Consider the following 26,543-nt stretch of genomic DNA (forward strand, 5'->3'; position numbering starts at 1 on the left):
GGGCTACTACGGAGGTTCTCATGCCCATTTTCGAAACGGACGACGTGCAACTCTGGTACGACGAATACGGGAACGGTGACGAAGTCGTCCTGTCCAGTGCCTCCGGGTTCGACGGGTACCCGGCTGTGCTCGCGAACGGGCCGACGAATTGCCACGTGTTCACCATCCAGGCTCGCGGGTTCGGCCGTTCCACCCATCTGCGGGCGGCGCCGGAGCGGGGATGGCTCGACCAATGGGCCGATGACGTGATCGCCTTCGCCGACCATCTGGGCGTGTCACGGTTCGTCTACACCGGTGTCTCGCACGGCGGCGGCATCGGCTGGCATCTGGCTCGGCGTCATCCGCAGCGGCTGAAAGCGCTCATCTCGGTGGTGGGCACCCCGCACGACCGCGATGGTGACACGTCCTCCTCGGCGGGCCGCCGCGCCATTGTCGAGAACCGGAGGAACAGGGACGTCATCGAGAAGCAGTTCCGCATCCTCGGGGGCTCCACGGACACGCCGGAACGGGCCGCGCTCCGGGAGGAGACCATCGCCTCGCTCGTGCGGCACCACCTGGAGTACAGCGCCGAGGAGGCCCAGATCAACCAGGGCATGCCGTTTCCCGAGGCCAAGACCAACGAAGAACTCAGTGCGATCCTGCGGACCATCGACGTTCCCGTGCTCATTCTTGCCGGGATGCGCGATGGCGTCATCTCGCCCGAGTCGGCGCTACGGGCCGCCCGCAGCGTTCCGCGCGCGAAGGCCGTGCTGTTCGAGGACGAGGGGCACTTCGTCGCGCGTGAGCGTCCAGAACGGCTGGCCGCCGAGGTCGCCGTGTATCTCGACGAGCTGACCTCCTGACCTGATGGGATCGTGATGGTGAACATTCTCGCCGTCGGGGACCTCATCCTCGACGAACCGGACCCGGGCTCGTTCTTCGACCCGAGTCGTGCGCTGCTCCATACGGGCGATCTGGTGATCGGGCACGTGGAGGTGCCGCACTCCACGACGACGACACAGACGAGTACCGACGTGCCGGCTCCGCCCGCCGACCCGGCGGCGCTCGGCGCGCTCGCCGATGCCGGTTTCGGTGCCGTGACCCTCGCCGGCAACCACATCTGCGACGCCGGGCCGCAAGGGCTGCGCGATACCGTCGATCACGCCCGGTCCGCCGGCCTTCGCACCTCGGGCGCCGGAGCGACCCTGGCCGAGGCACGGACCCCGGCGATCTGCGAAGCCGGCGGAATGCGCGTCGCGATCCTGAGCTACAACTGCGTCGGGCCACGCGAGTCCTGGGCGACCTCGGCCAAGCCCGGCTGCGCCTACATCCACGTCCTCACCCATTATGAACTCGAAGGCGCCAACCCCGGCGGACCACCACGGGTCTACACCTTCGCGGAACCGGACCATCTGAGCTGGCTGGCCGCGGATATCGCGGCGGCCCGGGAGAACGCGGATGTCGTCATCGTGTCCTTCCACAAGGGAATCGTGCACACGCCGGCCGCCCTGGCGATGTACGAGGGGCCGCTGGCGCGCGCCGCGATCGACGCGGGCGCGGACGCCGTCATCGGCCAGCACGCCCACATTCTTCGCGGCATCGAGATGCACCGCGGTCGCCCGATCTTTCATGGACTCGGCAACTTCGTCACGGTGACGCGCGCGCTCACCCCGGCCGACGGCGACAACCCGGAACGTGAAGCCTGGGCGCGCAAGCGCAAGCAGCTTTTCGGCTTCACCCCCGACCCCAGCACGCCCTTCTATCCATTTCATCCGGAAAGCCGCAACACGATGATCGCGTCGGTGCACTTTTCCGAGGATGGCGCGATCACCGCCGGGTTCATCCCCTGCTGGATCGATGAGCGCGGCCGGCCGACCCCGCGACGCCGACGCAACGGCGGCCAGGAGATCGCCGAATACGTGGAATCCATCACCCACCGACTGGACTTTGCCACGCGCTTCTCCTGGCGCGACGACGACTTCGTCGAGGTCAAGGAGACTGCATAGCGGCCCCACGACCGGCAAATGACCTGCCCGCCCAGAGCGCCGCGCGGGGCGAACCGCGAGCACCCGGCGGGACGGCTCGCCCCGCACTGGACCGCTTCCGCCGTCCACATTGTTCGACACTTATGTCGGTTAGCCTCGATCTTTCGTGAGGCCGGTTGGGTCCCGGAGCGACCCAACCGAGTCTTCGTCTTCGGTGACGGGTCATTTGTCGGGCCCGACTGTCGCGTCGGGTGGGCGGGGTTCCACGGGCCCGGGGTTCTCCTTCCTGGTGTTGACGGGACGGTTTGTGCTCGGGAGCATCTGCAGCCGGGTGATCGCGGTGGTGATGAGGTCGGCCCAGAGCCAGCGGTTACTCAGCCGGAGCCGGAGCCAGCTGCCGCCGCGGGCCAGGCGCCCGGCGGCGGAGAAGATCCGCAGCCGCAGGCGTTTGGGTTCCCAGGTGCCGGCCGGGTGGCCGGTCAGGGCGAGCATCTGGGCCCAGACAGTCAGGTCGGTGGCCGGCGCCACGAGTGCGAGCCGGATCTGGTTGGCGGCGTCGTGCAGGGGCAGGTTGCGCAGGCCAAGTGTCCTTGGCGCTGCGGATGCGGTCTTCGCAGCGCGCCCACCGACCAGGGCCCAGGCCCGCCGGCGTGCCTGGGCCCGCGCTGCGCGGATCGCCCGCAATGCCACCGGCCCGGCCTGGGACAGGGTCTTGACCAGCCGCGACACCGTCGGATCGGAGGCCACCGGTCGAACAACTCCGGCAAGGACCGCAGCACCGCTACGTCGGCCCGGCAGTCTCCGCCCAGCGCCAGCGTCACCGCCAGGTCCGTCACGATCTTCCTCGGATCGTGCACCGCCCGCCACCGCGACAGCGCCGGTGACAGGCCCTGGTCCGGGCCCGTCACCCGCAGCGCCTCGATCAGCAGCAGGCCACCCGCCTGGGAGACGATCCCCGCACCGTGCCCGGACACCACGATCTTGACCTTGCGGCCGGTAGTCTTCACTTGGAAAGTGCTCACTGGTGGAAACGCCGGGGAGGGGCATTGATCCGCACCTGAGTGGATTCGCCTCGGCCTTCAGTGGGCCCCGGGTTGTGCCTATGAACGGCTGCTGTGGGCAGGGTCGGTCTGTCGGTGCGGCGTTCTTCAGGGGGCGGTCGTAGGATGGCGCGCCGTGGATCTGACAGCCGAACACCTCGTTTCGCCCGTTGTCGATGCCGGCCAGTCGCCCGTTCCCGATCTCGTCCGCCTTACCGGTCAGCCTTGTCCGCTGTGCGGTGAGCTGGTCAGGCAGGTGACGCGGGCGGGCAACGACCTGCAGGTGCTCCGGCCCTGCGGGTGCGTGGTCTAGCAGGTAGGGGGTGGTCGGCCCCGGCTAGGGGAGAGGGATCGACGCAGCCGTTGTCGGCCCGCTCGGTCCCGGCCGGTAGTGGCGCCAGTGGCCGGAGCCCGCAGGTCACGAGTCGGCGAAAGCCAGCAGAGTCACGGTGGCGCTGTTACCGATCCCGACGACCGCCCGGTCGAAGTCGTGCCCGGTCACCGGGTTCGACATGAAATCGGCCGAGAAGTCGCCGTGCCCCCAGCACCAGGCGGAATAGGCGACGTTGGTCCACCAGCGGGTCTTTGTACCCAAGGTGTCAACAACGCACTGAAGGGCCGTCTGTGCGGTCTCGATGCTCCAGGGGCCTCTCGTGCCGCCGTGAGCGAGGTCGGTGGTGCAGGTGTGCACGAGGAACGGAACGATCTGCGCCGCCGTGACCGACAGTTCAGTCAGCGCCCTGGTCAGTTGAGGCACGGTCGTGGGGGTCTCGGGAGTGACGTACTCTCCGCGATCGAAGTCCGGGTCGAGCAAGATCGGCAGCAGCAATTCGGCAGGTGTCTGACGAGGGTCTGCTCCGACCTGGACGCGGATGAACTGTCGGCCGGGCTCTGCGGTCAGCGGTTCGAGCAGTTCGGCCATCCTCAGCGCTGCAGCCACGGTCCCTAGTTGTTGCGGGTCATGAGGTTGGTGACACGGGGGTGAGCGTGGCGGGATGAGGAACGGGCCTTCCTGGGCGGCAGGATGAGAAACGACCAAGTACCCCGTCCGCCGGCAAGAAAGGCCCGTCTGTGGTCCACCGTAACGCGCCGCTGTCCGTGGAGGGCCGCCGTCGGCTCGTCCAGCGTTGCCAGGATCGTCCGATCGCCCACGTCGCCGCGGAGATGGGCATCTCCCGGCAGTGGGCCTCCAAGTGGGTCAACCGCTACCGCGAGCACGGCGAGCTGGGGCTGCACGACCGCCCATCGACGCCGCACCGCCAGCCGACCGCGACCCCGGCGCAGGTGGTGGCCCGGGTCGAGACGATGCGCCGCAAGCACAAGTGGCCGGCGGCCCGCATCGCCTTCGAGTTGCGGGGCCTGGGCGTGTCGATCAGCCGCCGCACGATCAGCCGACACCTGGCTCACCTGGGCCTGAACCGGCGCCGGTTCATCGACCCGACCGGAGCCTCCAACCGCGTCCCGCGCCCGATCGTGGCCCGATGGCCGGGCCACATGGTCCACGTCGACGTCAAGAAGGTCGGGCGGATCCCCGACGGCGGCGGCTGGCGGGTCCACGGCCGAGGCTCGACCGCGGCCAAAGCCGCGGCCCGCGCCAAGAACTCGCAGGCCAAGCACTCCGGTGCCCGTGCCGGGTAAGTCTACCTGCACTCGGCCGTGGACGGCTTCTCCCGCCTGGCTTACACCGAGGCCCTGCCGGACGAGAAGGCTGCCACCGCGATCGCGTTCATGCACCGGGTCAGGGCGTTCTTTGCCGCGCACGGCATCATCCACATCCAGCGGATCGTCACTGACAACGGCTCGTGCTACCGCGCTGGCGACTTCGCCACCGTGCTGCACGGGGCCCGGCACCAGCGCATCAGCCCCTACACCCCCCGCCACAACGGCAAGGTGGAGCGCTACAACCGCATCCTGGCCGAGGAATTCCTCTACGCCCGTATCTGGACCTCCGAGCAACAAAGGAGCGAGGCGCTGCACGTGTGGAACGTGCACTACAAGTACCATCGGCCTCACACTGCCGCCGGGAATAGGCCACCAGCCGCACGCCTCCACGCAGGCGTCACCAACCTCCAGGCCTCATACACCTATGTCGTCCAGGACCGCCCCGAGGCGACCGGTGCGTTCGATTCCACCACCGACCAGGGCATGCACCTTTCCTCTACACCGTCGATCCCGACGGCATCAGCATCGAAATCATCTGGCGCGTCCCCGACGGGGATTGGGGCTACGACGCGCCGTTGAGGCGGTGTCCCCTCGACCGGTGGCGCGCCAAGCGTGCCACCGGCGCCGCCGCAGGCGTCCCCGTCTGATTCCCTCCGGGCGCCCGGTGGCGCCGGCTTCCGCTCGACGCCGCGGCCTGCCGGGCGTGGATGGTCTCGAGGCCACCGCATGGAGGGGCACCGAGACCATCCACGCCGGTGGCCCTGGTCGGAAGAGTGCGGCGCAGGCCCTTGTCGTGGCGGTGAAGTGGGTCGTACAGTGCCATCTACGGTTTTATAGACCGAGTGGTATGTAAAACTTCTGCCGCAGAAACAGGAGGTCAGGCGGTGTCGGTGCGGTCGCCTCGCCTTCCTTTCGCTCGTCCGGCGGAGGCTCGGCCCGGGCGGAATCGGAGGTCCTGATGCTGGATATCGACCGGCTTCTCGTCGCTTACGGGGCCCGTGAACCCGTGATCAGAGAGGTGTCTCTGCAGGTCGGCGACGCCGGAGTGGTCGCGCTGCTGGGAAGTAACGGTGCGGGGAAGACCACGCTGATGCGTGCGATCTCCGGAACGCTGCCGCTGTACGGCGGGGCGGTGCGCGGCGGATCCATCCGTTTTCTCGACCGACCTGTCGAGAAGTCGAGCCCGGCGGCGATCGTCCGCAGCGGCCTCGTCCAGGTCCCCGAGGGCAGGCACGTCTTCGGGGCGCTGAGCGTGGCCGACAACCTGGCCGCCGGGGCGCTGCCGGTCAGGTCGCGGACGGAGCGCGAGAAGGCGGGTAAGCATGTGCTCGAGTTGTTCCCGCGCCTCGCGGAGCGGCTGAAGCAGCCCGCGGGCACCCTCTCCGGAGGCGAGCAGCAGATGCTCGCCATCGGGCGGGCGCTGATGTCGAGGCCGAAGCTGCTCCTGCTGGACGAGCCCTCGCTCGGGCTCGCGCCGCGGCTCGTCGAGGTCATCGCCGAGACCGTCCGGAACATCAGCCGCGAGGGCGTTCCCGTCCTGCTGGTCGAGCAGAACGCGGCCATGGCGCTCTCCCTGGCGAAGTCGGCCTACGTGCTGGAACTCGGGCAGGTGGTGCTGCAGGGCGCTGCGGACGAACTGGCCGCCAGCGACGAGGTCCGGCGCCTGTACCTCGGGGAGTCCGCGGGCGGGACCGTCCGAGAGGCCGTGCCCGTGCCCGCACTGAGCAGGTGGGACGGATGACCGCGCGGTTGCGCATCGAGGGCGTGAGTGTGCTGTTCAGCGGGTTGCGCGCCCTGGACGACGTGTCGTTCACGGTGGAGCCGGGCACCGTGCACGCCGTGATCGGGCCGAACGGCGCCGGGAAGTCATCGCTGCTCAACACCTTGTGCGCGATCTATCCTGTGACGTTCGGCCGCATCCTCTTCGGCGACCGGGAGGTCACCGGGCTGCGGCCCGATCGCGTCGCGGGCCTGGGGATCGCCAGGACCTTCCAGAACATCGTCGTGTCACAGGGCGAGTCGGTGTTCGACAACCTCATGGTGGGACGGCACCGGCTGACCCGTACCGGCGTCATCGGCGCGGCCTTCGGGCTGGGGCGGCGCGAGGAGCGCGCGCAGCGCGAACGGGTGCGGGAGATCGCCGCGTTCGCCGGCCTGTCGGGCAAGCTGGACGCCCCCGCGTCGCGGCTGTCCTACGGCGACCTCAAACGGTTGGAGTTCGCGCGGGCGCTGTGCCTGGAGCCGCGCCTGCTGATCCTGGACGAGCCCGTCGCCGGCATGAACGAGGCGGAGAGCGCCCGGCTCGGGGAACTCGTCTCCGCCGCGCGCGACGCCCTGGACCTGACCATCGTGTTCGTGGAGCACGACATGGGCGTCGTCATGTCGATCGCCGACCGCGTCACGGTGCTGAACTTCGGCCGGGTGATCGCGGACGGGACGCCCGAGCAGGTGCGGCGCGACCCGGAGGTGATCGGCGCCTACCTCGGCGGTGACCCCGCCCGGCCCGCCGGCCTCGCGGGCGGGGAGTCCGCGCCCGCCTCGGAACTGGTGGCCGACAGGCTCACGGAGGGGCCTTCCTCATGACCAACCTGCTGGAGCTGGTGGCGAACGGTGTCTCGCTCGGGCTTCTCTACTCCATGATCACGCTCGGTTTCGTCGTGGTGTACAAGGCGACGCGCGTGGTGAACTTCGCCTACCCCGCGTTCATGCTGACCGGGGTCTATCTGGTAGCCGTGGCCTCCCCGAAGATGGGGTTCGTCCCCGCCGCGGTGCTCGGGCTGGCCGCCACGGCGGTGCTGGCGCTGGTGGCGGAACGGCTTCTGGTGTCGCGCGTCAAGGGCGGCGACCACCACGGCATGGCCATCCTCACGATCGGCGTCAACATCGTCGTCCTGGCGGAGATCAGCCGCCGGCTGCACGAGCGCGTCCTGCCGCTCGGCGCACCCTGGGACGGGCACGTGGTGCATCTCGGGCCGCTCACCCTCCCGCTGACCGTCATCATCACCGTGATCCTCATCCCCGTACTGATCGTCGGGATGGCGCTGGTCCTGCGCCTGACCGGCCTCGGCCTGGCCGTCCGGGCGTCCGTGCAGGACGCCGAGGGCGCGACCCTGATCGGGGTGCGGCTGCGGCGCGTGTCGGCGGGCGCGTGGGCGGTGTCGGGCGTGCTGGCGACGGTCGCGGGCATCGGCCTCGCCTCCTTCCCCAACCCCGGCGTCAGCCTCAGCATGGAGACCGTCGCCCTCACCGCCTTCCCCGCCGCGATCATCGGCGGCCTGGACTCGCTCGGCGGCGCCGTCGCGGGCGGCCTGATCGTCGGCATGGTCCAGGTGCTGGCGGCGGGCTACCAGGACGAGTTGTCCTTCCTCGGCCTCGGCCTCGGGGACGTCGGCGCCTACGTGGTCATGCTCGTGATCCTGCTCTGGCGGCCGTCCGGGCTGTTCGGCACCAAGGAGGTCGGCCGTGTTTGAGAAGATCATCCGGCGCCGGGCAGCGGTCGGCACCGCCGTCGCGGCGGTCGTCCTGCTCGTACTGCCCCTGTACGTCGGCGGGTTCTGGCTGCGCGTCGGGCTTTTCGCGATGGCCGCAGCGATGGGCGCCATCGGCCTCACGCTGCTGTTCGGCGCAGCGGGCCAGCTGTCGCTCGGCCACGCCTTCTTCATCGCGCTCGGCACCTACGGCTACGCGTTCCTGTCGGGCGACGACCGTGGCAAGGTCCACGGGCTGGGCCTGCCGCCCCTGCTCTCGGCGGTGCTGGCGGTGCTGCTCGCGGGCGTCGCGGGGCTGCTGTTCAGCCCGGTGGCGAGCCGGCTGCGCGGTGTGTACCTGGGGATCGCCTCGCTCGGGCTGGTCTTTCTCGGGCACCACCTGCTGCTGAACCTGCCGTCGGTGACCGGCGGTTACGACGGCCGGTCGGTGGCGCCGTTCTCGATCGCCGGGTACGAGTTCTCCGACGCGTCCGGGCTGGTGATCGCCGGAGTCCCCTTCGGCGCCGTCGAGCACCTGTGGTACCTGTTCCTCCTGCTGATCGCGGGCGCGGTACTGGTGGCGCGGAACGTGCTGAAGGGCCGGCCCGGAAGGGCCTTCCGGCTCATGCGCGACAGCGAGATCGCGGCGGCGTCCATGGGGGTGGACGTGCAGCGCGCCAAGGCCGCGGCGTTCGTGCTGTCCTCGATGTACGCCGGCCTCGGCGGGGTCATGACCGCGCTGGCCTTCCAGCGGGCGATCCCCGACTACTTCGACCTGAACCTGTCCATCGACGTGCTGGTCATGGTCGTCCTGGGCGGCCTCGGCTCGGTCGGCGGCGCCATCGCGGGGGCGACTTTCGTCACCGGGCTGCCGCTGGTCCTGAGCAAGTACGCCGACGCGCTGCCGCTCGTGGTGGCCAGCGGGCAGAACGGAGGCCTGGACGCCTCCCTCGCCGCGAAGTTCGCCTACGGGGCGCTCGTCGCCGTCGTCGTGCTGAGACACGGCCGCTCGCTGCGGTCGCTCCGCCCGCTGCGCAGGCGGGCGGCGGCCTCCGAACCGGCCCCGGCCTGAGGGCCGCGGCCGCCGAACGACCGCCCGCGGAAACCGATCACCCCACCCACGAACCGTTCGTGATCCCCCTGTGTTCCGAGGAGAACAGCCATGTCCATGAGCCACCGAAGCAGGGTCGCGGCGAGCGCAGCCGCCGCGGTCGCGCTGGCCCTGTCACTGACGAACTGCTCGACCCGCGGCGGCGGCGACGCCGCGGCGGGCGTCGACAAGAGCACCATCAAGCTGGGCGTCCTAGTCGACCTGTCGGGCCCGCTGGCCGGCAGCGGCAAGACCGTCCTGCAGGCCCACCAGATGGCCGTCGAGGAGATCAACAAGGCCGGCGGCGTGTGCGGGCGCAGGCTCGAACTGGTCGTCCGCGACGACGGCTACGACCCGCAGAAGGCCGTCACCGCCTACGACGAAGTCGAGCCCCAGGTCGTCGGCTTCCTCAACATCTACGGCTCCGCGGTCATCGCCGCCCTTCGCGACAAGATCGACCAGAAGGGGGTGCTGTCCGGGCTGACCAGCTTCTCCTCAGCGCTGCTGGGCGACGAGCACCTGATCGTGATGGGCTCGACCTACGACATCCAGATGATCAACGGGGTGGACTGGCTGGTCCGCCACAACAAGGTCAAGAAGGGTGACAAAGTCGGGCACATCTACCTACAGGGCGACTTTGGGGGCAACAGCTACAAGGGCAGCACGTTCGCGGCGAAGCAGCTCGGGCTCACCCTGATCGGGCAGCAGATCAAGCCCACCGATAGCGATTTGACCAGCCAGGTCAACGCGCTAAAGGCGGCCGGGGTCAAGGCGGTCCTGATCGACGCCACCTCCAAGCAGACGGCCTCGGCGGCCTCGGTGATGAAGGCGAGCGGGCTGAACGTGCCGATCATGGGCAACGTGTCGTCCTGGGGGACGAGCATCCTGTCGACCTCGGCGAAGTCGGCGATGATCGGTAACTACCAGCGGATGAGTCCGATGGGGTCGCTCGGCGGGACGGCGGAGGCCAACCGCAAGCTGGCCGCCGCGTGGAAGGCCAAGTACGGCGCGACCCGGCCCGAGTCCGACTACGCAGTGGTGCACGCCTACACGCTGACCCATCTCTACACGAAGATCATCTCGGGGGCCTGCGACGACCTGAGCCGGTCCGCCCTGGTCAAGGCGCGGAGCAAGGTCAAGGACTTCGAGATGCCGGGTCTGCTGCCGCCGCAGGACCTCTCCGACCCGGCGCAGCCGACGACCCGGCAGAGCCAGGTGCAGAAGATCGACCCGGCGGCGCTGGCCGGCCTCGGGACCGAGGAGGACTTCCGCGCGTCCGCCACCGCGAACGCCTACAAGATCGAGCCCGCGGGCTGACCCGGCCCGGACGCGCGTCGGCCCCTCCTGCGAGATCCACGGGAGGGGCCGACGCGCGAGAGCGGCGGATCAGTGCGGTGGGACGGCACGGGCCGTGGCGACACAGTGCCGCTCGTCGTCCAGCGACGCGACCCACAGCTCGAGAGACGCCTCGGGCGGCCCTTGGACGACCCGGCCGCCGATGACGAGTTCGGCGCCGCTGAAGGCGGGCCGCACGTTGCGGTACTCGATCGACTCGACCCGCAGGCCCGCCTCCCGGGCCCAGGATTCGGCGAGTTCCAGCAGCCAGGAGCCCTGGAGTGGGCCGGGCACCACGACGCCGGCGTACTCCTCGACGTCCCGGCAGTAGTCGGCGTCGTAGTGGACGCGGTGCGGGTTCCACGTGGCGGCGGAGAACGCGAACAGCTGGACCGGCCCAGGCGTGACCCTGAACCCCTTGATCGGCGCGCCGGTCATCGCAGCACCCGCGCATACGTCTCGGACACGACGGCCTCCCCGCCTTGGTCGGTGTAGTCGAGCGAGTACGACACCAGGATGAGCGGCCCGGACCGGCCCCGCTTCTCCTGGATGCCGCTGATCGTGGTGGTCAGGGTGATGACGTCGCCGGCGTGGATGCGCCGGTGGAACCGCGCCCTGGTGTCCCCGGCCATGATCTTGGCGGCGCGGCTCGGCGGCGTCAGCCCCGGCGAGACCCCGTCGGCGTTCAGCTCGTCCAGCGGGACGAGGTTCTGCGACTGGAGCCGGACGGCGACGTAGAAGCCGAGCGGCGCCACCACGTCCGGGTGGCCCGCGGCCCGCGCTGCCCCGGCGTCGAAGTGGATCGGGTCGCGGGCACCGACGGCGAGCGCGAACTTGGCGATGTCGGTCCGCGCGACCGGGTACGGGGGAGCGGTCACGGTCCGCCCCACCCACGACATCGTCTCCTCGACGAGCAGGCTGGTCATCGGTCCCTCCGTGCGGCCGGGACGGGCGTCCAGACGGGCTGCCGTCCGCCCGCCGGGGACTCGGCGAGACCCCAGCGCACCGGCATGCCGATCTCCAGGTCGGCGGCCGGCGCGCCGATCCGTCCGATCATCCTGATCCCGGCCTCGGGCACGCTGATCATGCCGACCGGGTAGGGGACCTCTTCCTGGAAGCCCTCGAGGCGGGTGTGCGCGACGACCGTCCAGGTGAACAGCTCACCGGTGTCCGGCAGCCGGACCCAGGCCGTGTCGGGGCAGCCGCAGCGCGGGCAGGCCGGGCGCGGCGGCCAGAAGGTCCTCGCGCAGCCCTCGCAGCGCTGGGCGCGCAGTTCCCCGGCCGCGAGGCCCTCGCGGTATCCGGCGAGGTCGGGGTGTCCCTCGGTCACCTCGGCTCCCTTCTCGTTGTCGGATCAACCGGCCGACAGCAGGGCGAGGGCGCCGTCGCCCAGGTCGCCCCATCCGGTGACGGCCGCCACGCGGGCGCCGTCGACCTGCCGCGCGCCGCAGGCGCCGCGCAACTGGCGCACCGCCTCGACGACGTGGCTCATCCCGGCCGTGTGGGCGTGCGACAGCAGCCCTCCGTGCGGGTTCACCGGCAGCGCGCCGGTCAGCGCGATGGTGCCGGCCAGGACGAACGGGCCGCCCTCGCCGCGCGGGCAGAAGCCCGCCTCCTCGAGCTGCTGAATCACCTCGAAGGTGAAGCAGTCGTAGATGAGGGCCACGTCCACGTCCCCTGGGGTCAGCCCGGCGGCGCGGAAGGCGCGCGGCGCGGCCCTGGTCAGGCCGGTGTCGAAGAGGTCGGCCCGGCCGCACAGGTCGTCGGGCGAGTCCGGATGGCCCTCGGCCGCCGCCAGGATCGACACCGGGGGCGCCTCGTCCCGCCTGTCGGTCACCGCGCCGGCGGCGGAGACGATCACCGCGGCGGCGCCGTCGGTCTCCAGGCAGCAGTCCAGCAGCAGGTAGGGGTCGGCGATGACCCGCGAGGAGAGGTAGTCCTCGCGGGCCATCGGCCGGCCGTGCATCTGCGCCGCCTCGTTGAGCTGCGCGTTCGCCCGCATCGTCAGCGCGACCTCGGCCAGCGCGTCCCGGCTCGTGCCGAACTCGTGCATGTGCCGGCGGCAGATCAGCGAGTACCACTGAGCGGGCGTGCTCAGCCCGTGGACCTCCTCCAGCTCCTCGCGGAAGTGCCGCCCCGCCAGGTGGACGACCCGCTTGTCCACGCGCGTCCCGGACCGCCCGTTGCGGGCGACGAACACCGCCACGTGCTCGGCCTGCCCCGACTCCACGGCCATCGCCGCGAGCCGCAGCCCGGCGATCGCGCTCGCCCCGCCGAGGTGCGGGACGGCGGTGAAGGCCACGTCCGGGAGCCCGAACACCGAGATCACGTCCTCGGCCGTCGGCCCCATCGGGTAGGGGACGACGCCGTCGATGCGCGCCGGGTCGATGCCCGCGTCCGCGGCGGCGGCCGAAACGGCCTCGAAGGCCAGCCGGGTGGTGCTCCGCCCGCTGGCCTTCGAGAACTCCGTCTCACCGACGCCGCTGACCACCGCCGTCCGGGGCGGGCGCGGGGCCGGGCCCGTCACAGTCCCAGGCTCTTCGCGAGCAGGTTCCGCTGGATCTCCGACGACCCGCCGCCGATCTCGCCGAGCTTGGCGTCCCGGAAGTGCCGCTGCATCGGCGTCTCCATCGTGTAGCCGAGCCCGCCGAGGATCTGCAGGCCGTCGTGCGCGGCCTTCATGTACGCCTCCGACGCGACGAGCTTGGCCAGCGACGCGTCCTGGCGGCACTCCAGCCCCTCGTTCAGCGCCTCCCCGACCCGGTAGGTGGCGAGGCGGGCGTGGTCGATGGCGATGTGCATGTCGACGAGCTTGTGCCGGATCACCTGGAAGGACGAGATCGTCCGGCCGAACTGCTCGCGCTCCTTGGCGTAGGCGGCGGCGTAGTCGAACGCGTCCTGCGCCGCACCCACGTATGCTGCGGCGAGGGTGAAGCGCTCCACGTCGAGGGAGTGCGTGATCACCTCCCAGCCCTGCCCGACCTCGCCGAGCAGGCAGCTCGCCGGGACGCGGGCGTGGTCGAGGGAGATGTTGAAGGTCGGGTTCGTCCAGATGCCGAGCTTCTTCATCTCGGAGAAGGTGATCCCCTCCGTCTTCGGGTCGACCAGGAAGACGGAGATGCCCCTGTGCTTGTGCTCGCCGGTGCGCGCCACGAGGATGATGCGGTCCGCGATGGCCGAGCAGGTGCTGAAGTGCTTGGTCCCGGTGAGGACGAAGTGGTCCCCGTCCCGCTCCGCGCGCGTCGACACGGCCGCGGCGTCGCTGCCCGCGCCCGGCTCCGACAGGGCGATCGCCAGCAGCAGCTCCCCGGCCGCGAGGCCCGGCACGATCGTCTCGCGCTGCTCCTTGCTGCCGTACTTCAGGATCGTCTCGCCGTAGCCGGGCACCTTGAAGTAGTTGCTGGCCAGCGAGTACGACACCTTGCCGAGCTCCTCGGTGACGAGCCCGAGCAGGGTGCCCCAGCGGGGATCGCGCTCGCCGGTCTCCTCGTCGGGGAACGCGATGCCCATCCAGCCCGTCGCGCCGAGCCGCTTCATCAGGTCGGCCGGGTAGGTGTGGGCCTGGTCCAGCTCGTCCCAGGCGCCGGGCGGGCACTCGCGGCGGACGAAGTCGCGCACGGCCGAGCGCAGCGCCAGTTCCTCGTCCGTCAGATACGGCATCACCATGCCGGAGACCACCTCTCTCAAGATGCGGATTCGGCGAGCTTGACCAGGCTGTCGGCGATCGTCGCCGTGCCGTCGCCCGCCACGATGACCGGGTTGCACTCGATCTCGCGGATGCGCGGCAGGCGGGCCACAAGCCCGCTCAGCCGCGCGATCACCTCGCACAGCGGCCCGAGGTCGGTGTCGCGTCCCCGGTACCCCGACAGGACGCGCCCGACCTTCGTCCGGGCGAGCAGTTCGCGGGCGGCGGCGCGGCCGACCGGCCCGGCCATCGCCCACACGTCGCCGATCAGCTCCGCCTGCACCCCGCCGGAGCCGGCCACCACGACCGGCCCGTACGCGGGGTCGTGCCGGGCGGACAGCAGGACCTCGACGCCGCGCGGCGCCATCTGCTCGACCGTCCAGCCTTCGATGACGATCCCCGGGACGCGTTCGCGGGCGGTCGCCGCCGTCGCGCGGACGGCGTTGCGCAGCTCGCCCTCGTCCCGGACGTCGAGGACGACGCCGCCGATCTCGGTCTTGTGCCGGACCCCGGCGGCCTGGAGCTTCACCGCGACGGGGAATACCACCGCGGGATCCAGGGCGAAGCCGTCCTCGGCGTCCAGGCCGAGGAAGGCGGCGGAGGCGATCGGCAGGCCCGCCGACCGCAGCAGCTCGCGGGACTGCGACTCGCTGAGGAAGCCGGTGTCGTCGGGAGCGAGGCCGGCGAGGTCAGGCAGCGTCCCATCCCCGGGGACGTCCCGCACCGGAACGGGTCCGGACCGCAGCAGCGCCTTCGCCACCCCGACCGCGTTCGCCAGCGTCGGGCTCACCGGCAGGGGGCCCGCCGCCAGGACGGGGCGCACCGCCTCGGGGCATGCCTGCCAGACGAGCTGGTTCGGCTTCGCCGACTTCGGCGCCGCCTCGATGAGCGCCTCGGCGATGGCGGGGGCGTGCTCGCCGCCCGCTCCCATAAGCGTGATCAGCTGGCCCACGCCCGGATCGGTGGCGAGGGCGTCCAACGCGCCGACCATGATCGACGGGTCGTAGATGGCGCTGGCGGTGGTGTCGGTCGGGTTGCCGGGGACGACGAAGCCGGGCAGCGCGGCACGCAGCCGTTCGACCGTCTCGGCCGTCGGCTCGGGGATCTCCAGTCCGGCCTCCGCCAGCCGGTCGGCCGCGATCACGCCCGCGCCGCCGGAGACGCTGACGATCCCGACGCCCGGGACCCGCGGCTCCCCGTGGTCGAGTAGCACGGCGACCGTGCCGAGCAGCTCCTCCGGCGTGTCGACGGTGAACGCGCCGGCGTTCGCCGCGAGCATCCGGGTCAGCACGTTCGACGACGCCATCGCCGCGGTGTGCGAGGCCGCGGCGCGCGAGCTGGCGGCGCTCTCCCCGGCGGGCAGCAGGACGACCCGCTTGCCCAGCGAGTCCGCGAGCGAGACCGCCTCCAGCAGCGCGCGGCCGTCGGCGGTGCCCTCGATGTAGAGGGCGATGACGTCGATCTCCGGGTCGTGCGCCAGCTGCGCGACGAGGTCGCCGGCCGTCAGGACCAGCTCGTTGCCCGTGCTGAACATGTAGCGGAACGGCGTGCGCGGCTTGGCCATACCGGTCAGGTAGGAGCCGATGGCGCCGCTCTGCACGATGAGCGCCGCCCGGCCGACCTCCGCCCCGGCCGGGTCGTGGCCGCCGATGACGGTGCCGAATGTCAGGTGCACGCCCGTCGCGAAGTTGAACACGCCCAGCGAGTTCGGGCCGAGGACGGTCAGGTCCCGTTCGACGGCCAGCGCCTTCAGCTCCGCCTCCCTGGCGCGCCCCTCCTCGCCCGCCTCGGCGAAGCCCGAGCTGAGGACGAGGAAGCTGCGCGTCCCGCGGTCGGCGGCCTCGCGCACCACCTCCGCCACCGCGACGGCCGGGACGGCGACGACCACCACGTCCGGGACCTCAGGCAGGCTCGCGACGCTCGCATGGAACCCGTCGTGATCGGCGTACCGGTGGTTGACGGCGTACGTGGCCGGCGGGGCGGCGGCGGCGCGCAGGTTCGCGAGCACGGTCGTGGCCGGCCCCTTCCGCGTGGGGGACGCGCCCACCACCGCGACGCTGCGCGGCGCGAGGACGCGGGCGAGCCCGCTGCGGTCGTCGTTCATCGGACTCCTATCGGGTGAGGGCGCGGGCGATGACATTCCGTTGCACCTCGCTGGTTCCTTCGCCGATCTCGAGGATCTTGGCGTCGGCGTAGAAGCGGGAGATGTCGGACTCGCGGATGTAGCCGTACCCGCCGTGGACCTGCACGCTCTGCGAGGCCGCCCGGTTGGCCACCTCCGACGCGTACAGTTTGGCCATCGCCGCCTCGGTGGAGTGCGGGCGGCCCTGGTCGGCGAGCCAGGCCGCCTTGTAGACCAAGCCGCGCGCCGCCTCGTACTCGGTGGCGATGTCGGCGAGCTTGTGTGCGACGGCCTGGAAGTCGGACAGCGGGCGGCCGAACTGGTGGCGGGTCCTGGCGTGCCGGACGCCGAGCCGCAGTGCCGCCGCCGTGAGCGACAGGCCGAGCGCGGCGACGCTGATCCGGCCCTTCTCCAGGACGGACAGGAACTGCCGGAGCCCGTTGCCCTCCTCGCCGACGAGATGGTCGTCGGGCACGAAGCAGTCGGTGAAGACCAGCTCGCGGGTGTCCAGGGCGTGCCAGCCGAGCTTCTTCAGCCGGTTCCCCTTGGTGTAGCCGGCGGTGCCCTCCGGGACGAAGAACGTCGCGTAGCGCTTGCGGCCGTTCCCGCCCGTCCCGGTCACGGCGAGCACGGTGACGCCGAGGCTGATGTCGGTGCCGGCGTTGCTGATGAACATCTTCGTGCCGTTGATGACCCAGCCGCCGTCGCGGCGCTCGGCGCGGGTGGTGATGCCCGCGGCGTCCGACCCGGCGGACGGCTCGGTCAGCCCGAACGCGCCGAGCCGCTCGCCGGACGCCAGCGGACGCAGCCAGCGCTCCTTCTGCTCCGGCGCGCCGAACGCGGCGAGCGGCAGGCTCGCGATGGTGGAGTGCGCGTTCCACGCGGCGGCGACCGACTGGTCGGCGGCGCCCAGCTCCTCCATGACGGCGACGTAGGCCACCATCCCGGCGTCCGTGCCGCCGTACTCCTCGGGCACCAGCATTCCCATCAGCCCGAGGTCGGCGAGCCGGCCGAACACCGGGGACGGGAAGTGCTCGTCCTCGGACCAGCGCGCCGCGTTCGGCGCGATCTCCTTGGCGGCGAAGTCGCGGACCGTGCGCTGCAGGTCGACGATCTCGGGAGGCAGGTCGAAGTTCATGGGGGTCACGATGCCTTCGTGGTCAGGAGCGCCTTGAGGTGGCCGCCGCGGCCGTCGGCCAGATCGGCGAACAGTCCGGGGCCCTCGGACAGCGGGAAACGGCCGGTGATCATGCGGGACGGGTCGAGGGCGCCGCCGGACATCAGGTCGACGATCCGGCCGACGTCGAAGGCGTAACCGAGGCTTCCGGCGAGGGTGCGCTCATAGAAGGTCAGGGCGGTCAGGTTCAGCTGCGCGGGGCGGTCGCCGATGCCGGCGAGGACGATCCGCCCGCCGCGGCGGGCCGAGTTCACCGCCGCCACCGCCAGTTCTGGGATCCCGGTGGCTTCCAGGACCACGTCGGGGCCGACCCTGCCGGTACGCAGGTAGACCTCGCGGCGCACGTCGGCGGCGCCCGGGTCGTACGCCTCGGTCACGAGGTCGGTGATCGCCTCCCGGCGGGCGGCGACCGGTTCGCTGACGTAGATTCCGGCTGCGCCGGCGGTCTTCGCGGCCAGCACGGCGGCCATGCCGATCGGACCGGCGCCCAGCACCAGCACGTGGTCGCCGGGGCCGACGCCGCCGCGCCGCACCGCGTGCAGGCCCACGGCGAGGGGCTCGGCGAGCGCGGCCAGGTCGTCGGGGACGCCGTCCGGCAGCCGGACGAGCCCCGCGGCGGGGACGAGGGCGCGCTCGGCGAAGCCGCCCGGGGACGCCAGTCCGACCGATCCGCCCTTGGGGCAGATGTGGTACTCGCCGCGCCGGCACCAGCGGCACTCGCCGCACCGCCAGCATGGGTCTACGGCGACCCGGTCGCCGACCGCGATGCCGGGGACGGGCGCGTCGAGGGCCAGCACCGTCCCGCTCATCTCGTGGCCGAGCGCGAGCGGCGGCCGATGGCCGGTCAGCGGGTGCGGGCCGGGTCGGATCATGTGCGGGCCAGAGGCGTACTCGTGCACGTCGGTGCCGCAGACGCCGCAGTAGGCGACCTCGATCAGCGCCTCGCCGGGGCCGGGCGGTCCGGGCTCCGGCACGTCCTCCAGCCTCAGGTCGCGCGGTCCGTGCCAGCGCAGAGCCTTCATCGCACCTCCCGGCCTAGTTTCATATACCAGTCGGTTAATGAAACTCTCGGGCGCGATCATCTGTCAAGGCCAGGGCGGAGAACGCGGCCAGTCGACGGGGGTGCGAGATGTCGCTCCAGCGGGTTGTCAGGGGCCGCTCGGAGCGTCTAGGGTGCACCTCACGCTGTTTTATATACCGGTCGGACGAATAACGGGCCGGCCGTGTGGACGACTACGGAGGTGCGGCCCGCCGATGTACAGCCTCGCGAGCGTTCTCGACCAGCACGCCGAGCGGCGGCCCGGCAAGACCGTCATCGTGGACGGCGACCGCCGGCTCACCAACCGGGACCTGCTGTCCCGCGTCGAGGCGCTGGCGCACGGCCTGCTCGACCTAGGGCTCGGCCGGGGCGACGTGATCGGGCTGCTGCTCTACAACCACGCCGAGTTCCTGGAGGCCCTCCTGGCTGCCGGCCGGATCGGCGCGGTCTTCCTCCCGCTCAACTACCGGCTCGCCCCAGCCGAATGGGAGTACATCCTCGGCCACGCGGGCGCCCGAGCGATCATCACCGAGAGCGAGTTCGCCCCCGTCGTCGAGGGCCTCGCGCTGCCCGAACTGCGCCACCGCATCACCCTCGACGAGGGGACCGGCACGTCCTGGACCCGCCTTCCCGAACTCGTCGAGGCGAATCTCGGCCGACGCGTCCCGCTGGCCGACCTGGCCGAGGACGACCTGCAGCGGCTCATGTACACCTCGGGCACGACCTCGCGGCCCAAGGGCGTCAAGATCACGAACGGCAACGTGAACTACAAGAACCTCGGGCAGATCGTCCAGCTCGGCCTCACCCACGCCGACATCACGCTCGTCTGCGGCCCGATGTACCACGTCGGTGCGCTCGACCTGCCCGCGCTCGCCACGTGGCACGCCGGCGGGAGCCTCATCGTGCAGCGCAGGTTCGACGCCGGCGAGGTGCTGCGCGCGATCGAGCGCGAGCGGACCACCAACGTCTGGCTCGCCCCCGCCATGATGAACGCGGTGCTGGAGTCGCCGGAGCTCGACCGGCGCGACACCTCGTCCGTGCGGTTCATCGTGGGCGGCGGGGAGAAGATGCCCGAAGCCCTGGTGCGGCGCATCCACCAGGCGTTCCCCAACGCCTGGTTCGCCGACGCCTACGGCCTCACCGAGACCGTGTCCGGCGACACGTTCCTGGACCGCGAGCACGCCCTCACCAAACTCGGCTCCGTCGGCCGCCCCATCCCGCACGTTCGTGTGCGTGTGGTTGGGGAGGACGGCCGCGACGCGCCCGCCGGGACCCTCGGTGAGATCGTCCTGCGCGGCCCCAAGGTGTTCGCCGGGTACTGGCGGGACGACGCCGCCACCGACCGCGCCTTCCGAGACGGCTGGTTCCACACCGGCGACATCGGCCGGCTCGACGAGGACGGCTTCCTCTACGTCGAGGACCGCAAGAAGGACATGATCGTCTCGGGTGGGGAGAACATCGCCACCCCCGAGGTCGAGCGCGTCCTCTACGAGCACCCCGCCGTGCTGGAGGCCGCGGTCGTCGGCCTGCCCCACGAGCGCTGGGGCGAGGTGCCCCGCGCGTTCGTCGTCCCCCGCCCCGGCGAGACCGTGACCGAAGAGGACGTCCAGGAGTTCTGCCGCGCCCGGCTGGCCCGTTTCAAGGTCCCCGCCCGCGTCGAGGTCATCGACGAACTGCCGCGCACGCCGTCCGGCAAGGTGCTCAAGCGGCTGCTCCGCGAGCGTCCCGGGGCGGGCGCCCGATGACCGCGCCGCGGCCGCTGGCCGGGCGGGTCGTCTGGGTGACCGGCGCGGGGCGCGGCCTCGGCCGGGCGATCGCGGCCGTGCTCGCCGACGCCGGCGCGCACCTGGCCGTCACCTCGCGGACCTCGGCGGACCTGGAAGAGCTGGCCGCGCAGGTCGCCGGGCCGGCCGAGGTCCTGCCCGCCGCCGTGGACGACTCCGCCGCGGTCGACGCGGTCGCCGCCGAGATCGTCCGGCGGACGGGCCGGCTCGACGCGCTGGTCAACTGCGCCGGCATCAGCCCCGACTTCACCCGGAGCGAACGCGTCCAGAACGGGACGTGGCGGCACGTCCTCGACGTCAACCTGACCGGCACCTTCCACTGCTGCCGCGCGGCGGGCCGGATCATGCTCGACCGCGGCGCCGGCTCCATCGTCAACGTCAGCTCCGTCCACGCCACCACCGGCTTCGAGCGCATCGCCGCCTACGCCGCCAGCAAGGGCGGCATCGAGGCGCTCACCCGCACGCTCGCCGTCGAGTGGGCCGACCGGGGCGTCCGCGTGAACGCGCTCGCCCCCGGCTACTTCCGCACCGAACTGAGCGCCGGCCTGCTCGACAGCCGCTGGGGCGAGCGCATCACCGGCGCCGTCCCGATGGGCCGCGTCGGTGAGGCGAGCGAGCTCGCCGGGGCGGCCGTGTTCCTCGTCGGCGACGCCGCCCGCTACATGACCGGCACGACCGTGACCGTCGACGGCGGCTGGACCGCCCGGTGACCACCGACCAACGGAAGGACGCCATGACCGGCTCCCGCCCCGACCTTCTCGAACTGCACCGCAGGATGCGGCGGATCAGGCGTTTCGAGGAGCGCGCCGCCGAGCTGTACAGGCAGTCCGAGGTGCCCGGCTTCGTCCACCTGTCGATCGGGCAGGAGGCGAGCGCCGTGGGCGCCTGCGCGCCGCTCGACGAGCGCGACGTCATCACCTCCACGCACCGCGGGCACGGCCACTGCCTGGCGCGGGGCCTGGACACCGGATCGATGTTCGCCGAGCTGATGGGCCGCGACACCGGCACCTGCCACGGCCGCGGCGGCTCGATGCACATCGCCGACCCCGGGCGCGGCGTCTTCGGCGCCAACGGCATCGTCGGTGCAGGACTGCCGATCGCGGTCGGCGCCGCCACCGCCGCGACGCTGCGCCGCACTGGAGGTGTCGTCGTCGCCTTCTTCGGCGACGGCGCCGTCGCGCAGGGGATGTTCCACGAGGCGGTGAACCTCGCCGCCGTCCAGGACCTGCCGGTCCTGTTCATGTGCGAGAACAACCACTACGCCGAGTTCTCCAGCGCCGCCGACCAGCACCGTGCGCCCCTGTCCGCCCGCGCCGCCGGGTACGGCATCGGCTACGAGCACGTGGACGGCAACGACGTCGTCGCCGTGACCGACCTCGTGGCGTCGGTCGTGGAACGGCTGCGCGCGGGCTCCGGGCCCGTCCTGGTGGAGGCCGAGACCTACCGGTGGCACGGCCACTACGAGGGCGATCCAGAGCGCTATCGTTCGCCGGGCGAGCTGGCGGACTGGAAGAAGCGCGACCCGCTGCTGGTGTCCCGCCGCCGCCTCACCGCCGCTGGGGTGCGGGACGAGGCGGTCGACGCGGTCGAGGTCGAGATCGAGGCGGAGATCGAATCCGCCGTCGAGGCCGCCCGGCAGGCGTCCGCCCCCGCCCCGTCCAGCCTGTTCGACCACGTCTCGGCGCCCCGCCCGAGCCTGCCCGAACCGGCGCCGGCGACCGGCGAGAAATTCCGCACGATGGACGCGGTCAGGACGGCGCTCGAACACGAGCTGGCCGCCGACCCCGACGTCTTCGTGGCCGGCATCGACGTCGGCGCGGGCGGCAACGTCTTCGGGCTGACGCGCGGGCTCGCCGACCGCTTCCCCGGCCGCGTGCGCGACATGCCGATCTCCGAGACCGCCATCGTCGGGACGGCGGTCGGCGCCGCGATGGCCGGCATGCGGCCGATCGTCGAGATCATGTACATGGACTTCATCGGCGTCTGCTTCGACCAGTTGCTCAACCAGGCCGCCAAGCTGCGGTTCATGACCGGCGGCAGGGCGAGCCTGCCGCTCGTCGTCCGCACCCAGTTCGGCGCCGGACGCTCCTCCGGCAGCCAGCACTCGCAGAGCCTGGAGGCCCTCCTCGCACATGTGCCGGGCCTCACCGTCGTCATGCCGTCGACGCCCGCCGACACCTACGGCCTGCTCCGCGCCGCGATCCGCGACCCCAATCCCGTCGTCTTCGTGGAGAACCGGCTGCAGTACGGGAGCAAGGGGCCGCGCCCGCCCGCCGACCACCTGGTCCCGATCGGGAAGGCGAAGGTGGTACGGGAGGGACGCGACCTCACCCTGGTCTCCTACTCGCGGATGGTGCACGACTGCCTCGCCGCCGCCGACACCGTCGCCGCCGAGGGCATCGACGTCGAGGTCATCGACCTGCGCACCATTGCGCCCCTCGACCGCGAGACGGTGCTGGCCTCGCTCGCCAAGACCAACCGCCTGGTGATCGCGCACGAGGCCGTCCGGGACTTCGGCGTCGGCGCGGAACTGGTGGCGATGGCGGCCGACGACGGCTTCTGGCACCTGGACGCGCCGATCGTGCGGGTGGCGCCGCCGCCGATGCCCGCGCCCTACGCGCCGTCCCTCGAACGGCTCTGGCTGCCGGACGCCGGCGCCATCGCCGACACCGTCCGCCGGGTCGCGGCGGTCTGAACCGTCACGACCCGGCCTCCTCGGCCTCGACCGGGTCCAGGACGATCTCGGGGTGCCGCTCACGGAACTTCAGCACCCGCTCCTCCAGATCGTCCGCCGGTCCCGGCACCGCCCGGAAACCGGTGAACAAGGTGGCGCAATACTCGCGCGACAGATACCCCGCATCCCAGTCGCCGCCGGCCTTGACCCACTGGTAGGTGTGGTTGTGCATATTGAGGAACTGAAGCATCGCCAACCGCGGATCCATCTCCCGGAATTCTCCGGAGTCCATGGCTTCCGCCAGTAGGTTGGAAATGATTCCCTCGAATTCGCCACGCTGCCGCAACAACCGCGTCCGGTTGTCCCCACCCAGCATTCGATAATCGTGCTCGTAGACCCAGATATGGTCGAGGCGACGCAGGATGATGGACAGCAGCGCCTCCGACAGCAGCCTGAGCCGCAGCACCGCGTCCGCCTCTAGGCGGGCGATCCGCCGTGCGGTGCGCAGCAGCGGCCGCATGACCCGGGACTGGATCTCGACCAGCAGGTTCTCCTTGGAGCCGATGTAGTAGTAGAGAGCGCCCTTAGTCAGTTCGACCGCACCGCCGATCTCGTTGATTCCGGTGGCCGCATATCCCTGGCGGGCGAACAGTTCGGCCGCCCGGTCAATGATCTCCTGGCGTTTGATCTCATATCCCGGGCCATGGCCTGGAGGGCGGGGCATCGCGTTCCTAGTCTCTTGATCGGCGGCGAGGGCGCTTTCGATCCTCATTATCGCATGGAACACGATAATACCTGCTGGCAGCTATTGTCAGTGAGGCGGGCGAAAATGTCGGCGTCCGCCGTGCCCACCGCTCGGGCACACCGAGCTCGGGGTCGCACGTTCACGGCGGCACCGAACCGCGAGAGCCGCATGTCGCCGACGGGCGGTGTCGGCCAGATGGGGAGTTCCGCTGACAAGTTAGGGTGTTCCAGGCTCTGTCAGCGTCGGGGCTTCTGTGACCGGTTCCGGCGCGGTAGCCGGTCGTGGATCCATACACGGCTGCCGGGATTGAGCCGCTTCGCCGCCGCGACCAATACGACCTCGTCACACCGAGCGCGGCCAGGTCTTGACGATCATGGCGGGGCCACCCCTGCGCGGGGACGGTTCGCACCCGCACGCTTCGGGCCCTGTTGAACTGGTTGGCCTCGCTCTCGGGGAAGGCAGGCGTCGCCACCCACCCACCCACCCGCCTCGTCCCGACCACACCGCCGGCGGTCAGGATGGGCATCTAGTAAGACCGACCGGCGGGATCGGGGAACACAGGCACAGCAGACCAATCGATCAAGGTCGAAGGAAGTCGATCGGGGAGCCCCTCACCTGCAGAAACACCCTGGGGGAGTCGCGGCGGGTCCGGGGGTGTCCACCAACGGTGGCTCCCCAATTGGCTCCCCTGCGGCTCCTCGTAAGGATGGAGGTGCTCAACGAAACGAATAAGATCATATTCGTCGGCGGGGACGCTGCAGCGTCAGTCGCCCTTGGTTCGTGTCGATGGAGTGGACTGCCGGATAAGGCCGCCTCTCACCTGGATGGCCGCGGCGCACCACCCGCCGCCGGCGCCGCTCAGGCGGGCGGTAAACGGCGCGTGTCGTCAGCGAGGAGGCGAGCGCGGCCGCCAGGACGTCCGCAGGGGACGGGCTGAGACGTCGAATGGCTCACTGACCGGCGCAAAATGTTCACCAAGGTGAGGAACACGCTGCGAGACCCTCATCCCCAACAACGCTCTGCGGCAGGACCTCGCGGGTGAGCACCCGGGTCCGCACGAGTGAAGGGCGAGGCCGCGGGGCCTCGCCCTTCGCTCGTGCGGCCGAGACGGGTTTGTAGCCGAAGGCTAATCCGTCGGACCGGGACATTCATTACGTGTGTGATCCGTTCACAGCGCTCGGTGCCTGAGCTATTTGATCCAGAGTTGTGTAGTAAAGGCCTGGTCCCAGCAGATGTATTTCCAGCCCTCACGTTCGTACTGCTGGCCCGCATCCACGCACTCGAAACGGCTCGCATAGTTATCGACCAGCGTCCACCCTGGACCCGGCCCAAATTTCGATGAGCCGCCGATCTGCGGGGCGGCCGCCTGGGCGGTTGTGCTCAGTCCGCTGACCGCCAGGATGGTGAGCCCGGCACTCACGGCTGCTTTGCGTAGTCGCATCTGCGTCTTCCTTTCTCGATGAGGGGTGTTGGACTCAGCTCGTATCAGTCGTTCCACCACTCAATCCGCTGGAGGGCGGTTCAGCAGGTCAGTCTATTGAGGTTTTCTCGCCGTGATCGATTCGGACACCGGCGAGGCGGGTGGCGGTGACGGCGCGGCGTTCCAGGCCGGGCCGCTCAGCGGTGACCTCGGCCGGCCAGCGGCGGGCGAGTTCGCCGGTGCGGTCGGGGTCGGTGTTTGGCCTGCGGGTGACCACCAGCTCCAAACCGCCCCACCAGTCCGGCGTACACACCTGGCAGGAATACCGGCGGCCCGCTTCCGGTGAAGGGGTCGGGCCGCGATGCCTTCGAGCCCGGCGAGTCGGCGCGCAAGGTGTTGACCTGCCCATGAGCGGCGCTCTGGACGGTTGGGCCGCCTCCCGAGCGCGGTAAGCGCGGCCTGAATGTCGGAGTCAGGTCGCTCAGGCAGAGAAGGACGTGCGGCCAGAGTTGGCCCCGCGTCATGGCGGGCTCGAGAGGAGCGGCGACGCAGGAAGACTTCCACGACGTCGTCATGATGCGGGCGGGAGTCATTGGCGACGTGGGCCAGGGCGTGGATGGCGCCAAGCCGGGGGTCGATGTCGGAGGAGCTGAGCCGTTCCAGAGCTTTGGTGAACCGGTCGGTGACCTGCCCGTGGTGGCTGAGCCGGTAGGAGCGGGCGGTGTACAGCAGCGACACCGCCACCACGACGGCGCCGCCGGCCGAGACCACCAGCAGCCGGGCATTGTGGCGGTCCTCGGGGTCGTGCTGGTGCATCCATTCGGGCATCCGCCACAACGCGACCGCGTACGCCGCCGCGAGCCCGACCAAGCTGAGCCCGAGCAGCACCGTTCCCGCGCCGCGCACGACCGGCCGCGTGAGCTCGTACCGCCCCTGCCGGCGAAGATTCAACACCGGCGGAGCCCTCGACCCGTTGCACGTGCCCAGTGAGAACCCGGCCCATTGACCGGAACCGGCATTTGTCCGGCAGGACGGCGATCCCTCTGGCGGACGGTGTGCAGGGTCACTCGTCGGCCGCGGGGCACCCGTCCGGCAGGGCCGGGGTCGCTCTTGCGCGCCGGGATGGCGTGGCGCCAGGTGAACCGCGCCGGGCCCGCAGGTCATGCGGCAGGCGCCGGCGGCGTTCGCGGACGGCCTGCACATCACCAGCGTCGCGACGACATCGCCGTCCTCATCGCCCGGCTGCGCCGCATCCCCGAGGACCGGTTCGTCTCCTGGACGCTGCCGGCCGACCCCGCCGCCGTCCGCCGCGCCCGCGGGCTCGTCCGCACCCGGCTGG

24 protein-coding genes and 2 pseudogenes are annotated in these 26,543 nt (G+C 71.1%); 13 read left to right on the plus strand and 13 right to left on the minus strand.

All coding sequences use genetic code 11. The annotated features are described in order from the left end of the window. The first annotated feature begins 20 nt into the window (after positions 1-20). Both J4557_RS46295 and J4557_RS46300 read left to right on the plus strand, forming a co-directional pair. The gene (locus J4557_RS46295; protein ID WP_208273846.1) at positions 21-842 is read left to right on the plus strand and encodes an alpha/beta fold hydrolase; all 822 of its coding nucleotides are present in this window, start codon (positions 21-23) and stop codon (positions 840-842) included. 15 nt (positions 843-857) lie between these two features. Beyond that, on the plus strand, positions 858-1,985 hold the full coding sequence (locus tag J4557_RS46300; RefSeq protein WP_243777433.1) for a CapA family protein: 1,128 nt from the start codon (positions 858-860) through the stop codon (positions 1,983-1,985). Positions 1,986-2,273: 288 nt separating this feature from the next. On the opposite strand, the pseudogene J4557_RS46305 reads toward J4557_RS46300, so the two are convergent. Further along, positions 2,274-2,986 (minus strand): annotated as a pseudogene (locus tag J4557_RS46305) (transposase); the annotation flags it as partial. Between the two features lie 436 nt (positions 2,987-3,422). Continuing rightward, positions 3,423-3,926, minus strand: a complete 504-nt coding sequence (locus J4557_RS46310; protein WP_208273849.1) for a hypothetical protein — start codon at positions 3,924-3,926, stop codon at positions 3,423-3,425. A gap of 149 nt (positions 3,927-4,075) precedes the next feature. Between J4557_RS46310 and J4557_RS46315 the strand changes: the two are divergent. The 6 genes and pseudogenes from J4557_RS46315 to J4557_RS46340 all read left to right on the plus strand — a co-directional run. Next, positions 4,076-5,089: pseudogene (locus J4557_RS46315) on the plus strand (IS481 family transposase); the annotation flags it as partial. A 595-nt stretch (positions 5,090-5,684) separates the two neighbouring features. After that, positions 5,685-6,407 (plus strand): ABC transporter ATP-binding protein, encoded by a 723-nt coding sequence (locus J4557_RS46320; RefSeq protein WP_307800599.1) that lies wholly within the window; start codon positions 5,685-5,687, stop codon positions 6,405-6,407. After that, positions 6,404-7,249, plus strand: coding sequence for an ABC transporter ATP-binding protein (locus J4557_RS46325; protein WP_208273853.1), 846 nt, complete (start codon positions 6,404-6,406; stop codon positions 7,247-7,249). The genes J4557_RS46320 and J4557_RS46325 overlap by 4 nt, the downstream gene beginning before the upstream one ends. Beyond that, complete coding sequence (locus J4557_RS46330) at positions 7,246-8,136, plus strand: branched-chain amino acid ABC transporter permease (RefSeq protein WP_208273855.1); 891 nt, start codon at positions 7,246-7,248, stop codon at positions 8,134-8,136. The genes J4557_RS46325 and J4557_RS46330 overlap by 4 nt, the downstream gene beginning before the upstream one ends. Continuing rightward, positions 8,129-9,205 (plus strand): branched-chain amino acid ABC transporter permease, encoded by a 1,077-nt coding sequence (locus J4557_RS46335; protein WP_208273857.1) that lies wholly within the window; start codon positions 8,129-8,131, stop codon positions 9,203-9,205. The genes J4557_RS46330 and J4557_RS46335 overlap by 8 nt, the downstream gene beginning before the upstream one ends. Before the next feature lie 90 nt (positions 9,206-9,295). Continuing rightward, the gene (locus tag J4557_RS46340) at positions 9,296-10,540 is read left to right on the plus strand and encodes an ABC transporter substrate-binding protein (protein WP_208273860.1); all 1,245 of its coding nucleotides are present in this window, start codon (positions 9,296-9,298) and stop codon (positions 10,538-10,540) included. Positions 10,541-10,609: 69 nt separating this feature from the next. On the opposite strand, the gene J4557_RS46345 is transcribed toward J4557_RS46340, so the two are convergent. Genes J4557_RS46345 through J4557_RS46380 form a run of 8 tightly spaced genes read right to left on the minus strand, consistent with a single transcriptional unit; the run spans position 10,610 to position 18,564 of the window. Beyond that, positions 10,610-10,996 (minus strand): HTD2 family dehydratase, encoded by a 387-nt coding sequence (locus tag J4557_RS46345; RefSeq protein ID WP_208273867.1) that lies wholly within the window; start codon positions 10,994-10,996, stop codon positions 10,610-10,612. After that, positions 10,993-11,484 carry an FAS1-like dehydratase domain-containing protein gene (locus J4557_RS46350; RefSeq protein WP_208273869.1) on the minus strand — a complete coding sequence of 164 codons (492 nt, stop codon included), beginning with the start codon at positions 11,482-11,484 and terminating at the stop codon, positions 10,993-10,995. The genes J4557_RS46345 and J4557_RS46350 overlap by 4 nt, the downstream gene beginning before the upstream one ends. Continuing rightward, the gene (locus tag J4557_RS52045; RefSeq protein WP_208273870.1) at positions 11,481-11,888 is read right to left on the minus strand and encodes a Zn-ribbon domain-containing OB-fold protein; all 408 of its coding nucleotides are present in this window, start codon (positions 11,886-11,888) and stop codon (positions 11,481-11,483) included. Before J4557_RS52045 ends, J4557_RS46350 begins: the two co-directional genes overlap by 4 nt. A 24-nt stretch (positions 11,889-11,912) precedes the next feature. Further along, positions 11,913-13,085 (minus strand): thiolase C-terminal domain-containing protein, encoded by a 1,173-nt coding sequence (locus J4557_RS46360; protein ID WP_208273871.1) that lies wholly within the window; start codon positions 13,083-13,085, stop codon positions 11,913-11,915. Then, positions 13,082-14,224 carry an acyl-CoA dehydrogenase family protein gene (locus tag J4557_RS46365; RefSeq protein ID WP_208273875.1) on the minus strand — a complete coding sequence of 381 codons (1,143 nt, stop codon included), beginning with the start codon at positions 14,222-14,224 and terminating at the stop codon, positions 13,082-13,084. The genes J4557_RS46360 and J4557_RS46365 overlap by 4 nt, the downstream gene beginning before the upstream one ends. Before the next feature lie 17 nt (positions 14,225-14,241). Next, positions 14,242-16,347, minus strand: coding sequence for an acetate--CoA ligase family protein (locus tag J4557_RS46370; protein WP_208273877.1), 2,106 nt, complete (start codon positions 16,345-16,347; stop codon positions 14,242-14,244). Between the two features lie 7 nt (positions 16,348-16,354). Further along, on the minus strand, positions 16,355-17,503 hold the full coding sequence (locus J4557_RS46375) for an acyl-CoA dehydrogenase family protein (RefSeq protein ID WP_208273879.1): 1,149 nt from the start codon (positions 17,501-17,503) through the stop codon (positions 16,355-16,357). A gap of 5 nt (positions 17,504-17,508) precedes the next feature. Further along, positions 17,509-18,564, minus strand: coding sequence for an alcohol dehydrogenase catalytic domain-containing protein (locus J4557_RS46380; RefSeq protein ID WP_208273881.1), 1,056 nt, complete (start codon positions 18,562-18,564; stop codon positions 17,509-17,511). A 232-nt stretch (positions 18,565-18,796) separates the two neighbouring features. Here J4557_RS46380 and J4557_RS46385 point away from each other — a divergent pair, with 232 nt between their 5' ends. The 3 genes from J4557_RS46385 to J4557_RS46395 are packed head-to-tail and all read left to right on the plus strand — an operon-like array spanning position 18,797 to position 23,060. After that, positions 18,797-20,326, plus strand: a complete 1,530-nt coding sequence (locus J4557_RS46385; RefSeq protein WP_208273882.1) for an acyl-CoA synthetase — start codon at positions 18,797-18,799, stop codon at positions 20,324-20,326. After that, a complete protein-coding gene (locus tag J4557_RS46390; RefSeq protein ID WP_208273883.1) occupies positions 20,323-21,075 on the plus strand; it encodes an SDR family NAD(P)-dependent oxidoreductase in 753 nt (250 codons plus the stop codon). Before J4557_RS46385 ends, J4557_RS46390 begins: the two co-directional genes overlap by 4 nt. Continuing rightward, positions 21,072-23,060 carry an alpha-ketoacid dehydrogenase subunit alpha/beta gene (locus tag J4557_RS46395; RefSeq protein WP_208273884.1) on the plus strand — a complete coding sequence of 663 codons (1,989 nt, stop codon included), beginning with the start codon at positions 21,072-21,074 and terminating at the stop codon, positions 23,058-23,060. Before J4557_RS46390 ends, J4557_RS46395 begins: the two co-directional genes overlap by 4 nt. Before the next feature lie 4 nt (positions 23,061-23,064). On the opposite strand, the gene J4557_RS46400 is transcribed toward J4557_RS46395, so the two are convergent. The 3 genes from J4557_RS46400 to J4557_RS46410 form a co-directional block, all read right to left on the minus strand. After that, complete coding sequence (locus tag J4557_RS46400; protein WP_208273885.1) at positions 23,065-23,811, minus strand: TetR-type transcription factor C-terminal domain-containing protein; 747 nt, start codon at positions 23,809-23,811, stop codon at positions 23,065-23,067. Positions 23,812-24,973: 1,162 nt separating this feature from the next. Then, complete coding sequence (locus J4557_RS46405) at positions 24,974-25,225, minus strand: hypothetical protein (protein WP_208273886.1); 252 nt, start codon at positions 25,223-25,225, stop codon at positions 24,974-24,976. Between the two features lie 88 nt (positions 25,226-25,313). Then, the gene (locus J4557_RS46410) at positions 25,314-25,490 is read right to left on the minus strand and encodes a hypothetical protein (RefSeq protein ID WP_208273887.1); all 177 of its coding nucleotides are present in this window, start codon (positions 25,488-25,490) and stop codon (positions 25,314-25,316) included. Between the two features lie 435 nt (positions 25,491-25,925). Here J4557_RS46410 and J4557_RS46415 point away from each other — a divergent pair, with 435 nt between their 5' ends. Both J4557_RS46415 and J4557_RS46420 read left to right on the plus strand, forming a co-directional pair. Then, positions 25,926-26,210: a hypothetical protein gene (locus J4557_RS46415; RefSeq protein ID WP_208273889.1), complete on the plus strand. Its 285-nt coding sequence runs from the start codon at positions 25,926-25,928 to the stop codon at positions 26,208-26,210. Positions 26,211-26,326: 116 nt separating this feature from the next. After that, positions 26,327-26,543: hypothetical protein (locus J4557_RS46420; protein WP_208273891.1), on the plus strand; the 217-nt coding region annotated here is incomplete at its 3' end.

The organism is Actinomadura nitritigenes (genome assembly GCF_017573545.1).
Classification (GTDB): domain Bacteria; phylum Actinomycetota; class Actinomycetes; order Streptosporangiales; family Streptosporangiaceae; genus Spirillospora; species Spirillospora nitritigenes.

Excerpts from the sequence above, each read along its gene's own strand:
- J4557_RS46380 (WP_208273881.1), bottom strand. The coding sequence starts at position 18,564 with ATGAAGGCTCTGCGCTGGCACGGACCGCGCGACCTGAGGCTGGAGGAC.
- J4557_RS46325 (WP_208273853.1), top strand. The coding sequence starts at position 6,404 with ATGACCGCGCGGTTGCGCATCGAGGGCGTGAGTGTGCTGTTCAGCGGG.
- J4557_RS46400 (WP_208273885.1), bottom strand. The coding sequence starts at position 23,811 with ATGAGGATCGAAAGCGCCCTCGCCGCCGATCAAGAGACTAGGAACGCG.
- J4557_RS46385 (WP_208273882.1), top strand. The coding sequence starts at position 18,797 with ATGTACAGCCTCGCGAGCGTTCTCGACCAGCACGCCGAGCGGCGGCCC.
- J4557_RS46365 (WP_208273875.1), bottom strand. The coding sequence starts at position 14,224 with ATGGTGATGCCGTATCTGACGGACGAGGAACTGGCGCTGCGCTCGGCC.
- J4557_RS46345 (WP_208273867.1), bottom strand. The coding sequence starts at position 10,996 with ATGACCGGCGCGCCGATCAAGGGGTTCAGGGTCACGCCTGGGCCGGTC.
- J4557_RS46350 (WP_208273869.1), bottom strand. The coding sequence starts at position 11,484 with ATGACCAGCCTGCTCGTCGAGGAGACGATGTCGTGGGTGGGGCGGACC.
- J4557_RS46390 (WP_208273883.1), top strand. The coding sequence starts at position 20,323 with ATGACCGCGCCGCGGCCGCTGGCCGGGCGGGTCGTCTGGGTGACCGGC.
- J4557_RS46295 (WP_208273846.1), top strand. The coding sequence starts at position 21 with ATGCCCATTTTCGAAACGGACGACGTGCAACTCTGGTACGACGAATAC.
- J4557_RS46340 (WP_208273860.1), top strand. The coding sequence starts at position 9,296 with ATGTCCATGAGCCACCGAAGCAGGGTCGCGGCGAGCGCAGCCGCCGCG.
- J4557_RS46330 (WP_208273855.1), top strand. The coding sequence starts at position 7,246 with ATGACCAACCTGCTGGAGCTGGTGGCGAACGGTGTCTCGCTCGGGCTT.
- J4557_RS46310 (WP_208273849.1), bottom strand. The coding sequence starts at position 3,926 with ATGGCCGAACTGCTCGAACCGCTGACCGCAGAGCCCGGCCGACAGTTC.
- J4557_RS46405 (WP_208273886.1), bottom strand. The coding sequence starts at position 25,225 with ATGCGACTACGCAAAGCAGCCGTGAGTGCCGGGCTCACCATCCTGGCG.
- J4557_RS46300 (WP_243777433.1), top strand. The coding sequence starts at position 858 with ATGGTGAACATTCTCGCCGTCGGGGACCTCATCCTCGACGAACCGGAC.
- J4557_RS46375 (WP_208273879.1), bottom strand. The coding sequence starts at position 17,503 with ATGAACTTCGACCTGCCTCCCGAGATCGTCGACCTGCAGCGCACGGTC.
- J4557_RS46370 (WP_208273877.1), bottom strand. The coding sequence starts at position 16,347 with ATGAACGACGACCGCAGCGGGCTCGCCCGCGTCCTCGCGCCGCGCAGC.